Origin of the sequence: Pedobacter cryotolerans, assembly GCF_005116475.1 — a bacterium.
GTDB classification, from domain to species: domain Bacteria; phylum Bacteroidota; class Bacteroidia; order Sphingobacteriales; family Sphingobacteriaceae; genus Pedobacter; species Pedobacter cryotolerans.
Genome location: NZ_SWBO01000011.1, coordinates 49096 through 64362, shown reverse-complemented (window position 1 = coordinate 64362; position 15267 = coordinate 49096). Strand labels below are relative to the sequence as shown.

Sequence of the window (15267 nt, the reverse complement as noted above, 5' to 3'; positions counted from 1 at the left end):
CCTAACCGAAAAGCTCAGGAACCTGCTTTTCAAATTAATATGATTAAAATCTAGTCTCGATACTTGATTCTAACTACTTGAAACTAAGAAAATGAACAATACCATAAAAAATACATTCGATTTTGAAGGCGCATTTAAAACTTTAGAAGGGGTTGTAAAACGCACCCCGTTAGAGTATAATGAAGGATTGTCGTTAAAATACAATGCCAATATTTATCTCAAAAGAGAAGATTTACAAATTGTACGTTCGTATAAATTGCGTGGTGCTTATAATAAAATCAGTACGCTAGATCCATCTGCCTTAAAAAATGGGATTGTATGTGCAAGCGCTGGTAATCACGCTCAGGGTGTAGCATTTTCTTGCAAAAAATTAAATATTAAAGGTGTAATTTTTATGCCCGAAATTACCCCAAAGCAAAAAATCAAACAAGTAAATATGTTTGGTGGCGACAATATTGAAATTATTTTAGTTGGTGATAACTTTGATGATTGCTTAAAAGAAGCTTTAGTTTATTGCGAAGAAAAGTCATCGACATTTATCCCTCCTTTTGATGATGAAAAAATAATTGAAGGACAGGCCACCGTTGCAATGGAAATTTTTCAGGATTTACCTGAATTAGATGCTATTGTTGTACCGGTTGGTGGTGGTGGTTTGGCATCTGGTGTTAGTGCCTATTTGCAAACTGTAAAACCTGAGGTTAAAATTTTTGGTGTTGAGCCAATGGGTGCACCCTCATTAAGCGAAGCGTTAAAAAATGGCGGACCAATTACCGTTGAAAATATTGAACGATTTGTAGATGGTGCGGCTGTAAAAAGAATGGGCTGGATTACTTACAAGTATTGCAAGGAACTACTAAGCTCTACTTATTTAATACCTGAAGGGCAAATTTGCACCACTATTTTAAAGCTTTATAATGAAGATGCCATTGTAGTAGAACCTGCTGGTGCTTTATCTGTTGCTGCGTTAGACCAAGTAAAAGATCAAATTGTAGGTAAAAATATTGTTTGCGTGATTAGTGGCGGGAACAACGACATAGAGCGAATGCAAGAAATTAAAGAGAAATCTTTACTTTTTGAGGGATTGAAACATTATTTCATCGTTCGCTTTCCTCAGCGTCCGGGAGCTTTAAAGTTATTTGTAAACGAAGTTTTAGGTCCGCAAGATGATATTACGCGTTTTGAATTTATCAAGAAGACTAACAAAGAAAATGGTCCTGCTTTGGTGGGTATTGAGCTGACCAACAAGAATGATTATGCAAGTTTATTGCAAAGGATGAAGGAATTTAAATTTGAAATTATTGAATTAAATCAGGATCAAACTTTGTTTGAATATTTGGTTTAATAAAGCTAAAAGACTAAAGCTGAAAGACCAAAGAAAATAAACTTTGTTAATCTGTAAAAAGATTGACAAAGTAGTTTTACCAATATTGAATTTTAGCTTATTAAATATTGGCAATAGTTTTGCATTACAATTTGCAAAACACACACAAACATGAAAAAGCTAACCTTAATCCTACTTTGCATTGCCACACTAGGTCTGGCGTCTTGCAAAAAAGACACTATTGTACAAAATGGTGCTAACAACCTCACAATTATAAAATATATTGAGCCAAGTGCATGGCAATCAAGTAGCGATGGATTTACTTTAACTGCATCATTAAGTGAAAGTCGCATTGACCCTAGAACTTTCGAAAATGATGCAATTTTAGTTTATATCTCTAGAGGTGATGGAAATTTTTACGAACAATTGCCATTTGTTTATGATGTTCAAGCCTATAGTTATTCAGTGAGCCAAGGTAGAATTGATATAGATATACAATCATCCGATTTTCAAGAAGCCATTCCTGATAGACCCACATCAAGAACTCGAGTAAAGATTGTTTTAATTGAGTCTTTCCAAGATTAAAAAAATTAAAATTCTTTAAAAACGACCAATGTTTAATAAACTTGGTCGTTTTTTTATGCATTCTACTTTCTTAAAACCTAAAAATAATAATTACACATTTCACAACAAAAATGCTGTAAGCTAACATAAAAACAAGTTTTTAATATTTTCTTAAGATAGGGTTAACAATTATCAAACGTTTGCGCTTAGTAATTGAACCTATTAAAGTTTAAAAAAGTATTTCTATTCTTCCCCTCCTTATTTTCTTCAAAATTCAGGTCTATATCTATCCTAAACCTTGTTATTTATGATAAAATTAAATCGTATTTAACAAACGTTTGCGTAGTGTTAGCTGGTAAACTCTGTTATGGTTATGGCTACATTAGTTTAATCCAAATACTAAATAACTTATGTATGAATTAAACTTTTACAGCACAACCAACAATTCTAAAAGGCAATTTAAATGCTTTACCAACAACTATTTAAATCTAATTTTTTAGTCCAAATGAAAAAAATTAACCAAAAAAACAACATTAAGCTACTGCATATAGAAGGGAAAAAACCTTTTAGCATCTTTTCGGCTACAATAAAGATGATTTCTTTATTGACTATATGTATCCCAACGTTTGCAAACGCAAACATTTATTCTTTTAATAAAAATGATGTTAATGACAAATTAGCATCCACAACAACCGCCCCTCTTTGGGATCCTATTTCTGGTACAATTCAAGATCAAAAGGGTGGTCTAATTCCAGGTGCAGTGGTAAAAGTTAAAGGCACAACTAAAGCTGCATCTACTGATGCAGAAGGAAAATTTACTATTGATGCAAAAACAGGCGACATTCTAATCATCAGTTCAATTGGTTTTACCACAAAAGAAGTTACTGTAACTGGATCTACTTTAGGTAGCATTGCACTTGCCGAATCAGTAGAGTCATTAAATGAGCTAGTAGTTGTAGGCTACAGCGTTCAGAAAAAAGAAAGCCTTACGGGTGCTTTAAGTACGATAAAAGGTACTGACTTAACCACTGTTACCTCACCAAATGTGCAAAACATGTTAGCTGGTAAAGCGCCAGGCTTATTTGTTGCACCAGGTTCTGGAAGACCAGGCGCTGCAGGTGCGGTAATTATTAGGGGACAAGCTACTTTAAGCGGAACAACTAGTCCGCTTTGGGTAATTGATGGGGTAATTATTGGTTCTAATCCTGGAGATTTAAACCCTGATGATATCGAAAGCCTAACGGTATTAAAAGATGCGGCATCAACTGCAATTTATGGCTCGCAAGGTGCAAATGGAGTTATCATCGCTACTACTAAAAGAGCCAAATCAGGACAAATGACAATCGATGTTTCATCGAAAGCTGGTTTTACCACTTTAACCAATGGTAACTTGCAGGTAATGGATGGTGCACAGTTATATGATTATTTTAGCTCTTTTGCCAATGCAAACACCATCAGTTTTCCACGTTGGAAACCAGAGTTGCGCAACAGTAACTTTAGCTGGTGGGATTTGGCTACCACAGAAGGCTTTAACCAAAATCATAATGTTTCTATACAAGGAGGAACTGAAAAATTGCAATCTTTTCTATCTGTAGGTTATTATGACGAATCAGGTGCAATTAAAGGATACGACTATGAACGTTATAACTTTAGATTAAATACTACTTACAAACCTTTAAGTTGGTTAACAGTTAAGCCAGCTATTGTAGGCTCTCGTCGTTCTGTAGCCGATCGTCAATACTCGGTAACTTCGATGTATTCGAACCTTCCTTGGGATAGTCCATTCGATGAAAATGGAAACTTAGTGGGGCATCGTTCAAGCTCATGGGTAAATAGTGTATCAACAAATTATTTGTACGACTTACAGTGGAACAAGTCAAAAAACAACAATTATGAGTTAATGGGTAATTTAGATTTTGATATCAATATCACTAAAAATCTTACTTTCTCTTCTGTTAATAACTACAGATTCAATACCTACAGCGCTAGTGGTTACACAGATCCTCGCTCAAATGATGGACAAAGCGTAAATGGCCGTATCACGGAGTATAGATCTGAGTACACGCGTCGCTACACCAACCAAATGTTGCGTTACAACAATAACTGGGGGAAACACAGTTTAAATGCTTTAGCAGCTTATGAGTTTAATGATTATGTAGGCAAAACATTAGATGTATATGGAACAGGTTTATTGCCAGGTTTTGAAGTGCTAGATGTGGTTTCTAAACCAGAAAGAACCAGAGGAGGAATAAGTGAATGGGCTGTTCAATCTTTATTTGTTAATTCTAATTACGCTTACGATGGCAAATATTTAGCACAAGTATCTTTCCGTAGAGATGGTGCTTCGAATTTTGGTAAAAAATACGGTAACTTCTTCTCTGTTAGTGGCGGATGGAATATCAATCGCGAAAGCTGGTTTAAAACAAACTTGATCAATAACTTAAAACTTCGTGCTTCTTATGGTACAGTAGGTAACCGCCCAAGTTCATTATATCCGCAATACGATTTATATTCTGTAAATCCAGCTGCAGGTTACAACGGCATTCCAGGTCTTTTAATTAGTCAAATTGGCAATAAAGACCTTACCTGGGAAGAAACTTATACAAGTGGGGTAGGTTTAGATGTTGCTGCATTTAACAATAGATTGAGATTAACAATTGATTATTATATTAAAAACACGGATAACATTTTATACAATGTACCAATTTCTGGCTTAACAGGTGTTACAAGTATTTGGCAAAATGTTGGTAAAATGCAAAACAAAGGTTTAGAAGTTGCGTTAGGAGGTGATATTGTCCGCAATGATAACCTAACATGGAGCTTAGATGTGAATTTAGGTACTAACGTAAATAAGCTTACTGATATTTACAAAACTAGAAACCTTGATGGTACCTACACCGCTAAACCTATCATTATTGGTGATGGTTTAGGTATTGCAGGATCGGCTCAACGCATCTTACAAATTGGCTTACCTGTTGACACCTATTATTTACCAGAATGGGCAGGCGTTAACCCAGAAAATGGCTTACCACTGTGGTACAGGGTAACTAGAGATGCCAACGGAAATGAAACTGCAAGAACAACTACTTCAAATTATGCACAAGCTACGCAAGAAAAACTAGGTAAAGCTTCTCCTGATTTATTCGGTGGTATTACTACTTCCCTAAGATGGAAAAACCTAGATATGAATGCAGTTTTTGGTTATTCTATTGGCGGTAGAGTATATAATTACTCTCGTCAAGAATACGATTCTGATGGAACTTATACCGACAGAAACCAAATGGTATTAATGGATAATTGGAATAGATGGCAAAAACCAGGCGACATTGCAACCCACCCTGTTGCAAGATATAACAACCAAGATAAGGGAAATTCCACTTCATCACGTTTTATAGAGAACAATGACTTTTTTAGAATGCGCTCATTAGCTTTAGGTTATAATATCGATTTGAAAAAATATAAAGTTAGAAATTTAAGAGTTTATGTAGCTGGCGAGAATTTATTTGTAATTACAAAGTATTCAGGTGTAGATCCAGAATTACCTGCAAATGGAGAATCTATCTTATTCTCAACAGGGCCATCTATTTATCCTATGAACAGAAAATTTATGTTAGGACTTAATGTTTCATTCTAAAGAAAATAAATAATGAAAAAGATATTAACTATTATCATAGCTACAATTGCATTATCATCTTGCGAGATTGATAGAGCTCCTTTCGGATCAATGGAATCTGAGAGAATTAACCAAAATCCAGAAGAATCTATAGATGGTTTATTAAATGGTGTTTATGCGCAGCTTAAGGCTTGGTCTGATCCAATGCACCGTTTGGGCGAATATGCTGGAGACAATATCATGATTAGAGGATCTTCTACTGATGCTTTTTATGAGTTCATTTCCTTTGCTAGAACCCCAAACAACGGTAGACTTTCTACATTTTGGGACAGTGGATACAAGGCTATTGCTCAAGCTTCAAATATCATTAAGTTGATACCACAAGGCAAAAATGCTGCATTGGATAGTAAACTTGGCGAATGTTATTACGTACGAGGCATGATGTATTTTTACTTGGTTCGTGCTTATGGGCGTCCGTATTACCAAAGCCCAGAAACTAATTTAGGCGTACCTATTGTAAATGGCACTCCTGATGATGTAATCAATGCTAATTTACCTGATAGAGCAACAGTTAAAGCAACTTACGAACAAGTGATTGCAGATTTAAAAAAGGCCGAAGAAATGATCACCGCAAATAAAGGAGCTTCTTTTGCTTCTAAAGAAGCTGCACAAGCTATGCTTTCGAGGGTTTATTTGTACATGAGCGGAACTTACGAAAACCCTAATCAGCCTTTTGCTCAACTTGCGGTAGATTATGCGAATAAAGTGATTACCGGATCCTCAAAATTTAGTCTATTGCCAAGAGCTGACTTCATGAAATACAACACTTTTACACCTGAAAATAACAAGGAAACAATTTTTGCTATTAAACGTGTGGCAACTGAATTTTCTGGTTTTGATCATTATTATGGCATTGGCGGCATGTATGCAAATATTGGCGGACAAGGTTGGGGAGAAATGTATGCAAGCGCTAAATATATCAGTTTGTTAAATGAAACTGGAAGAAATGATTGGCGACCAGAAAAATACAAAATAGTGGATGCCAGAGCTGCATTTATAGAACCAACTTACTCAAAAAATGCTGCAGGAGCGTATACCGAAGTATTTAGATTTATTAAAGACGATACAGGTAATGTATTAAACTATGTTCAGGCTACTGTTACCAGAAGTGGCAGTACAATTACTTGTAAAGAAGGTACAGATACTTATACACTTACACCAGTTGATGCTGCTCAGGAAATTTATAATATCACCTATAAAAATGGTAAAACTTATACAGGTGTAATCGACTATTTTATTACTTTGAACCGTGTTTACCCTCAATTCTATATCACTAAAGCTTCGCGTGAAGGAGAAAATTCTCACCTGCACTCTCCTGTAATTAGTAGATTAGGAGAAGTTTATTTAAACAGAGCCGAGGCTTATGCAAAGTTGCAAAGATATAACGATGCACTTACTGATTTGAATACCATAAGGACACGTTCTATTGTAAATGGCGGTTATACTTCTTTAAATGCTACAAATGCATCAGAATTGATCGATAAAGAGAGACAATTGGAATTGGCATATCAAGCTGAACGTAGTTTTGATGTATTCCGTAATGGTAAACCGCTTACTCGTGTCTATCCTGGTCCTCAAAACCAAAGTACGAGCATAGCTGCAAATGATTTCAGGGTAGTATTTTACATCCCACAAAGTGCGATTAACTCTTATCCAGGAAAACTAACACAAAATCCTACCAATTAATAACAATTAGATTAAAACTCTAAAAAACGACCAATGTTCGCTTGAACGTGGTCGTTTTTTTTATGCTTAATCATCCCACATTAAAAATTCTCGAATATTTACATGTTTAACACCTTGATAACTAGTTCCTTCGAAATTATCATTTGTAATTACATATTTAGGATAATTATCTGCAATAGCTAATAAATTACCAAACTCACGCTTAATAGTGTCTTCAGCATCTAATCTTAATGCCACTTGTATGTACAACAATTCCCCATTTCTTTTACAAACAAAATCGATTTCTTTTGTAGCATAAGCTCCCACTTTTATATCATAACCCAAATAAAGAAGATGATTATAAACTATATTTTCTAATAATTTACCTATATCATTTGGTCTGTATCCTATTATTGCGTTTCTTATTCCCAGATTTTCAAAGTAAAACTTACTTCCAAATTCAAAAATACGTTTACCAATTAAATCATAACGTTCAACATCGTGAATAATATAAGCATTGCTTAGATATTGATTATATAATTGTATTTGGTTTGGCGCTATCTTTACTTGTTGTGATTTTAAAAAATCACTGATCTTTTTAGCCGAAAACATGCTCCCTATATTATCTGCGATAAAGGCAACCAGTTTCTCCAAAAAATTACTACTTCTCAAATTATATCTAGATACAATATCCCTAAATATAATGGTAGCATAAACACTTTTAAGGTATTCAAACACTTGATTATTTAATGGCAGATTAATTAAGTAGGGCAAACCTCCATACCTAAAATAATAATCCATACTCTTCTCACTATTGTCAAGATCATGAAACAACAGAAACTCTGGATACGAGAGGCTATAAACATTAAATTCTATATATCTGCCACTTAAATAAGTAGCCAATTCTCCAGAAAGCATCTTGGCATTACTACCTGTAATATATATATCATTATTTTCGTTGAGCAAAAGTGAACTTAAAGCTTTTTCAAAGTCAATAATATCTTGTATTTCATCTATAAAAATATAATTGATCTGCTTGTTTTTTAATTTAGAAGCAACATATTGGTTAAGATCATTAGCATTTTTAATAAAATCGAATTGTAAATCTTCTTTGTTGATGTAAATAATATTTGCATTCTCATCTTTTTGCTTGACATATGATATGAGCTGAAAAATTAAATAACTTTTACCTACCCTTCGCTGACCAGTAAGCACTTTAATTATGCTTTTACCCAAAAAAGGTTCTATTTTGGCTATGTATTTATCGCGATTTATAAATTTAGAAGGTATATTCATTTTATAATTACACTTACAACTATGTCAAATATAACAAAAAGTTATAACTATAACTACAACTTTTATTTATAAAAAAACCTGTGGCTACAAAGTAAATGTTATAAGAATATTAAAACTCTAAAAAACGACCAATGTTCGCTTGTACGTGGTCGTTTTTTTTATGCTCGCCACTGTTTAGTTGTAAAGCTCTAATTTTAACACCATTGCGTTCTAGCAAAAGTTCATCGTAAAAGCCTTTGTAATAAACCTCCTCAACTTCAAACCTACGGCTGTTCCAAGTGCTTTTCAATTCTACCCATTCTGGATAAAAAACAACATTATCTTTACTTGTTTTAATTCCGATTTTATCCGCTTCATTTGCATCTAAAACCACTGCATTTCCTAAAATTTTGGCTGTATAAATATCCGATGGATTTTGATAGATTGCTGCTGGACTATCATTTTGTAAAAGTTTGCCTTGTTTCAAAATCAATAACTGGTCTGCCAAAAATAAACCATCTGTAGGGTCGTGAGACACTAAAATAATCGTCAATCCAGTTTCTTTAGCTAATCGCTTTATGTCGGCACGCAACTGGTTTTTTAATAACGAATCTACCTGACTAAAAGGTTCATCTAACAATAAAACCTTGGTATTGCTAATTAGTGCTTTTGCAATGGCTACACGCTGTTGCTCGCCACCACTTAACTCTATTATTTTTTTATCCTTTAGTTTAGTGATGTGCAAACGCTCCATCATTTCTAAAGTTTTTTCTTGCTTAGCTTTAATATCAGTGTTTGATAACATCGAAGCAATATTATCATAAACCTTGGCGTAAATGTTTAGCGAAAAATCTTGTGTAACCATTTTCATTTCGGCATTGCCGGGTATCAATTGCTCATCTGGGCCTTTAACTTTTTTCCCATTTAACAGCACTTCGCCTTCATCGGCTTTAATTAAACCATAAATACATTTCAACAAAGTTGATTTGCCACTACCACTTTCGCCAATTATGGCTACAATATCGCCTTGCTTAATTGAAAAGCTAATATTTGAAATACCCGAAACCTGAGTTTGCTGGTATTGTTTGGTTAAATTATTTACAGAGATGATTTGAGAATTCACTTTGTAAAGATAAATAAAAAGGTTTAAGCTTAAAGGTGGAAGATATAGCCTAAAATAAAAAATCCTGCAAATTTACATCTGCAGGATCAAGTTGTATCTGCCTGCCGCAGGCAGGTGTATTTGTTTACTAATTCATTTATTAGTGGTTCAGTAGTTCATTGGGCACATCAATTTCAGGTTTTACGGTCTTTCTAGCTTTACTCACTTCCCAACTTTTTAGACTTCCTTAATTTAACCCTAACGTTAAACCGAAAGCCATATTTTTCAATCCCTTTTGTGGTGCGCTATCAAACATATCATTTGCATAATATTTAGCAAAAATAGCCGCACTACCATAACCTAATCTTACAGTTCCACCATATCTAAAAGGTGCAAAATTGTAATCATCTTTAATTTTAACCTTTCCATATTCATCACTAATCTGTTTTACTTTTCCATTAATTAAAAAAGCAATCTCTGGTCCAGCTACTAAATAAAATCTGTTTCCTTTTTTATTCTCTTTGCTTCTTAACTCAAAGTTTAATGGTAAGTGAACATAACTGCTCGAGAAACGGTTTTTTTCATATAAAACTTCTGGTGTTTCGGTAGTATAAGTTAGCACCGGACTATCTTTAGCAATAGTGATGTTTCTTTTTAAACGGATCAATGTCCAATCGAAACCACCAGCAACATAAATTTTAAAATTAGAGTTAAATCTATAGCCAATTTGTAAAACATCAAAAGATACATGACTAGTTTTACCCGCTTTATAATCTAAAAACTCATTAGCTGGCGATAAAGAAAAACTTCCATTATCTATAAGTTTAGAAAAACCAACATCAAAACGAGTAAAAGTAATTCCACCTACAAAACGACCTTTGCTAGCATCTACTGTATCTCTATTGTTTCGAGTGATTAAGCCATTATCACTACCACCAACATTTATAGTGATGCCTTTACCGTAGTTGATATCTTTTTTTACGCTATCTTGTTGTGCACTTGCACTTAATGTTGCCAGTAAAGTAAGTCCGCTTACTAAAACTGTGGTTAAAATTGAGGTTTTCATTTGTGTGTTTGTTTGGTTTATATAATATGTTAATAATATTGAAAGGTTTGAATGTTGTAATGTTATCATTCCTACTAACAATCCTGTAAATCCTAAAATCCTACTCCTATTTGCTTTTCTTGTTAAACTTTAAAAATCCTATGTTAATACCCACTAAAGAAGAGTTGTCATCATCATCAGTATTAAATCTCAACAATTTTTTTTCTCTTTTATCTACTTTATCTACCACAAAGTTTACCAAGTCGCCAACGTTTCTAATTCCTTTTTTCTCTACATTGTCTTCACTTATTAAATTTTCATCTAAATCTTGCTGAACAATTACTTGTGTATAAACAATTGGACTTTCAACAACAGTCTCTTTAATTGGCGCAATAACTAAAGGTCTAACTTCTTGTTGTTTAATTTGTAGACGAGTATCTGCTACCATCGGTTGCATGGCTTCTTCAACATTTTTTGATTTTTCTTCAACACCCTTATTATCAGACACGTCAATTAATGATATTTTTTTTGAAGCACCTTTATTTTCATTCGTTACAAAACTTTTGGTAGGCAAATTAGCAGATGTATTATTTTCATCTGCAACATTAAGTTCTACATTAGATTGAGTAACATTTGCAATTGCATCTGCACCGCGTAACTGAATTTTTTCTGTTTTCTGAAAAACTAACATCGCCGTTATGGCAACTATTACACTTGCAGCAGCCATCCAATATATAGGAAATGTGCGTTTGAGTTTAGGTTCAATTTGTTGTTCAATATTTGCCCATAAATTTGCCGATGGCTCAATTTCAGCATCGCTAAATTTATCCCTAAATAACTGATCAAATTCTTTATCCGGCATGTGTTGCATAACCAAAGCCCTCCATTTTAATAATTTCTTGTTGCAATATTGCTCTCGCCCTACTCAATTGCGATTTGCTCGCTCCTTCAGATATCCCTAAAGTTTCGGCAATTTCTTTGTGCGAGTAACCTTCTATAATGTACATGTTAAAAACCATGCGGTAGCCATCGGCCAATTTCTGTATCACTTTTAATAAATCTTGCATACCTAAACTACTGTAGTCAAAATTTGTAGATGGTTGCTCATAAGCATCCTCAATTGGCACTACATTAAGCATTCTCAGGTTTTTCCGGTAACTTTCAATGGCAGTATTTACCATAATTCTGCGTATCCAGCCTTCAAAAGAGCCATCGCCACGATATTCTTTTACCTTCTGAAAAATCTTAACATAACCCATCTGTAATACATCCTCAGCTTCCATACGGTCTTTTGCATAGCGCATACAAACCGCTAACATTTTCGATGCAGTTAGCTTATATAGCATTTCTTGCGTCTTCCTGTCGCCCGCCTTGCAGCCATCTAAGCAATCATTTATCGTATATGTTCTAGTCACCTTCATTGTCTGTTTGTATAGGGTAGATGAACCCTAGCGGTAAAAGGTTGCACGGTGTTGCAAATAAATTTTTAAATAAAGATTTCACAGATTTTTAGGATGATTTAAAAGATGTAAAAATACGACATTAAGGCTTAAGTTAATTAGCTTAATGCTTCTTCATTTCTTAATGTTTAAAATCTTTTGAAAATGAGTGTCAGCTTTTCATAGCTGCTGCAGTCCCGCTGTTCGTTTCAACTTTTTGTCCTTCGACTACGCTCAGGATGACAAAAACTTTCCACTGCTATCGGGTTTATTTAACAAAAGGATGTGTTTCATAGGGTGGGTCTTGGGCTTGCTAAACTTACGATGTTTCACAATTCACAACCTATAAAACATTGTAAGTTTTTCTTCCCAACTACTCAACTCCTCAGCTTCCCCCTTATTTTCTCTTAAAAAGCCTAAAACTCTCTTTATAAGTTAAAAATAGCGAATGGTTAAATTGTAAGTTCGTATCAGAGTTGTCTAAATCTACGTGAGGTTCAAAGCGAACATCTAAATATAAATTTGGGATCAACTGTTTCTGGTAAACATATCTTAAAGCCAAAATATTTCTGCTGCTTTGTGTAAATCCTTCATCATACAAAGTTTCAGAAACCGATTGATACAATGGCATTCCTTTAATTGTGATAAATTTATTTCCCTTCCAATAAGAAGCAACCAAACTACCCCATTTAGTTTCCATACCAGCATTTAGCCATAAACCAAAACCGCCTTGGTAAGCCCTAACCTTAGTTGGCGAAAAATCTTTATAAACAGCCAAATAATTATCCGTAAAAACTTCTTTTATTCGATAGCCAATCTTTTTATGCAATTTAAATCCAGCAGCACCATTAAATAAAGTAGTTAATGGAATATCTTTTAAAACATCAATTTGCCCGCCTTGGTGGTAAGCCAAAAATTGTACAGGAATAGTCAGTTTCCAGTTTTCTGTTTTCAGTACATCGGTTTCAGTAATTAAACCACCCACAATTTCTTCCTTAGCTGCATCGCCTCGGTAAATCATTTTTTGCCATGCAATCCAACTGTCTAATCTAAATTTTTCTTTTTCAACCAATAGCTGAGTTCCATACTCAATTGGTGTGGTAATTTTTCTCTCAAAATTATAAATCGGTTCTATATAATTGTGTTGTATATTTCCCTCTAGGCTACCAAAAATTAAGGTTAAATCTTTTTTATGGTATTTTAAGCTAAACAATGGTTGTGCATCATAAATTCCTTCGTTACCAAAATCTTTACGCAAATAAGCACCTGCAGTAATGGCTAAATTAGGATTGGCATAATACACCAATTGCGGTTCTAATTGTGTACCATACAAGGTGTAACCATCATGAAATTTATTGGAGTATTCGTAATTTCTAACGTAATTGAAATTGTAGAAATTAAAGTGTAATTCTTTATCTAAGCTATCTGCTGGGCGAATACGATTAAAAATTGCATCGTTATTGAATTGTGCTTTGGCAGCGAATGAAAGTAAAATTATGAAAGCAAAAAGTAGATTTTTTTTCATTTAAATTATTTTAGAAATTGTCAGTCTGAGCGTAGTCGAAGACACATTATCAATTCAAAAAATAATCCTTCCACTACGTTCAGGATGATATATTTTTTGATTTACTCTCCCTTTTTTTCTCTATATCTCTTATAAATTTTAACAGCAAACATAATTACTAATGCAATACCCATTATGCCAACTAATCCGTAAATCCAATCTACAGCATCTTTAAGTTTGACTGCAAAAACGATGGCAATCATAAAAACGGTAGCTAGTTCTCGCCATAGCCTAAGTTTAAAGCTGCTCATTTTATAAACACCGTTTTTAAGTTGTTTAACTATATTTTGGCAAATGAAATGATAAATCAGCAATGCGACAACAAAAGCCAATTTTACATGCATCCAATCGGCCTGCAGTAAACCTGGATTTAGATAAAGCATACTTATACCAGCAAAAAGTGAAATTAACATTGCCGGAGTGGCGATGATTTTCCAAAGCGTAGCCTCCATCTTAGTAAACTGCGCTGTTAAAATAGCTTTTTCTGGCTCTGGCTTATCTTGTGCTTCGGTATGATAAATAAAAAGGCTTAAAATATAAAATAAACCTGCCATCCAACTGATAACAAATACAATATGAACTGCAAGGAAGTAGCTGTAGTATTCTTCCATCTTACACTCTATCTAAAATATATGTATCAACCCATCTTGGAACAGAGATATGCTCAAATTCAGCATATCCATTCTTCAGTTTACCAAGGTATTTATGCTTTAATCCAGAGTTATCCCAAAGATAAGTTTCGTTTGCTTTTTGTATCATTTCGGCTAACAAACCCATCGTCAAAAAATATCTCTTTTTCACTTTTTCATCCTCAACTGCATGACCTCCCTTTTTAATTCTATCTTTAACCCTTTCTAAGTTCATTAATGGTGTTTCAGTGCCAATAAAATAAAGATAAACTTTATAGCCATGTTGATGAGCAAAATCAATCAAATCTAATTTTGAGTGGTGAGAAAAAACAGTTTCAAAAGAAAAAGACTGTTTATTTTGAATTAAAGTATGACGTATAAAATCGGCAATTATAGCAAAATGGTATGAATTGAATACGGTTTCTAAATTATCATTTGCTTTTACAATTACATTAGATTTTACAGCCAAATTCCAATTTTCAATATTAAAAAATGCTTTTTTATATAATCCACTATGTAGGCAAAAGTTATTAAACTCTTCTGCTGTACAGGATATTTCAAACTCAGATAAATTAATGAAATTACTTTTTTTATAAAACTGTTCTAGGTTATCAGCATTAATAAACAACCTAGTAGAAAAGTAGATTGATTGTATAGAATCAAACAAAGTAGTTTTACCAGAACCGTTTGGACCAGCAAAAATCCTTAATTTAGGTTGTTTTGGCATTAAAACAATTTAATTCTTTTATTTTTTAGACGTTTTTTTTTGAAAACACCATCCGCTATTTTAACAATTTTTCCATCATTAAAAGTTCTGTAAACACCGTCCTCTTTAACTTCCGTTCTTCCTAAATTCATAGCATCAATAACCCTAATTACATCATCCATTTTTTTATTAATAGCATTTATAATTTGCTGCATTGGAAGTTTATCTTCGTCTTTCAGAGATTTAACAGTCATAACAATTCTTTCTAACTATTGCTAATATAC

Annotated in this window: 13 protein-coding genes; 4 read left to right on the top strand and 9 right to left on the bottom strand. The window is 33.7% G+C overall.

The genetic code is table 11. From position 1 onward, the window contains the following. The first annotated feature begins 91 nt into the window (after positions 1-91). The 4 genes from ilvA to FA045_RS15950 all read left to right on the top strand — a co-directional run bounded on the left by ilvA (position 92) and on the right by FA045_RS15950 (position 7244). Positions 92-1342, top strand: a complete 1251-nt coding sequence (ilvA, locus tag FA045_RS15965; RefSeq protein ID WP_136878084.1) for a threonine ammonia-lyase IlvA — start codon at positions 92-94, stop codon at positions 1340-1342. A 150-nt stretch (positions 1343-1492) separates the two neighbouring features. Next, entirely contained in the window at positions 1493-1906 is a 414-nt protein-coding gene (locus FA045_RS15960; protein ID WP_136878083.1) for a hypothetical protein, read from the top strand. A gap of 484 nt (positions 1907-2390) precedes the next feature. After that, complete coding sequence (locus FA045_RS15955) at positions 2391-5519, top strand: SusC/RagA family TonB-linked outer membrane protein (RefSeq protein WP_205943176.1); 3129 nt, start codon at positions 2391-2393, stop codon at positions 5517-5519. Between the two features lie 12 nt (positions 5520-5531). After that, positions 5532-7244, top strand: coding sequence for a RagB/SusD family nutrient uptake outer membrane protein (locus FA045_RS15950; protein ID WP_136878082.1), 1713 nt, complete (start codon positions 5532-5534; stop codon positions 7242-7244). A 66-nt stretch (positions 7245-7310) separates the two neighbouring features. On the opposite strand, the gene FA045_RS15945 is transcribed toward FA045_RS15950, so the two are convergent. From FA045_RS15945 to FA045_RS15905, 9 genes are all read right to left on the bottom strand, one after another. Then, positions 7311-8519 carry an ATP-binding protein gene (locus FA045_RS15945; RefSeq protein WP_136878081.1) on the bottom strand — a complete coding sequence of 403 codons (1209 nt, stop codon included), beginning with the start codon at positions 8517-8519 and terminating at the stop codon, positions 7311-7313. A 109-nt stretch (positions 8520-8628) separates the two neighbouring features. Further along, positions 8629-9621, bottom strand: a complete 993-nt coding sequence (locus tag FA045_RS15940; RefSeq protein WP_136878080.1) for an ABC transporter ATP-binding protein — start codon at positions 9619-9621, stop codon at positions 8629-8631. 226 nt (positions 9622-9847) lie between these two features. After that, positions 9848-10666, bottom strand: coding sequence for an outer membrane beta-barrel protein (locus FA045_RS15935; protein ID WP_136878079.1), 819 nt, complete (start codon positions 10664-10666; stop codon positions 9848-9850). A gap of 106 nt (positions 10667-10772) precedes the next feature. Next, a complete protein-coding gene (locus FA045_RS15930; RefSeq protein ID WP_136878078.1) occupies positions 10773-11516 on the bottom strand; it encodes a hypothetical protein in 744 nt (247 codons plus the stop codon). Next, a complete protein-coding gene (locus tag FA045_RS15925; protein ID WP_136878077.1) occupies positions 11497-12066 on the bottom strand; it encodes an RNA polymerase sigma factor in 570 nt (189 codons plus the stop codon). The genes FA045_RS15930 and FA045_RS15925 overlap by 20 nt, the downstream gene beginning before the upstream one ends. A gap of 415 nt (positions 12067-12481) precedes the next feature. Continuing rightward, on the bottom strand, positions 12482-13609 hold the full coding sequence (locus FA045_RS15920) for a hypothetical protein (protein WP_136878076.1): 1128 nt from the start codon (positions 13607-13609) through the stop codon (positions 12482-12484). Between the two features lie 101 nt (positions 13610-13710). Further along, on the bottom strand, positions 13711-14259 hold the full coding sequence (locus FA045_RS15915) for a CopD family protein (RefSeq protein ID WP_136878075.1): 549 nt from the start codon (positions 14257-14259) through the stop codon (positions 13711-13713). Position 14260: 1 nt separating this feature from the next. Further along, positions 14261-15004 (bottom strand): hypothetical protein, encoded by a 744-nt coding sequence (locus FA045_RS15910; RefSeq protein ID WP_136878074.1) that lies wholly within the window; start codon positions 15002-15004, stop codon positions 14261-14263. Continuing rightward, positions 15004-15237 (bottom strand): hypothetical protein, encoded by a 234-nt coding sequence (locus tag FA045_RS15905; protein WP_136878073.1) that lies wholly within the window; start codon positions 15235-15237, stop codon positions 15004-15006. The genes FA045_RS15910 and FA045_RS15905 overlap by 1 nt, the downstream gene beginning before the upstream one ends. Positions 15238-15267 lie beyond the last annotated feature (30 nt).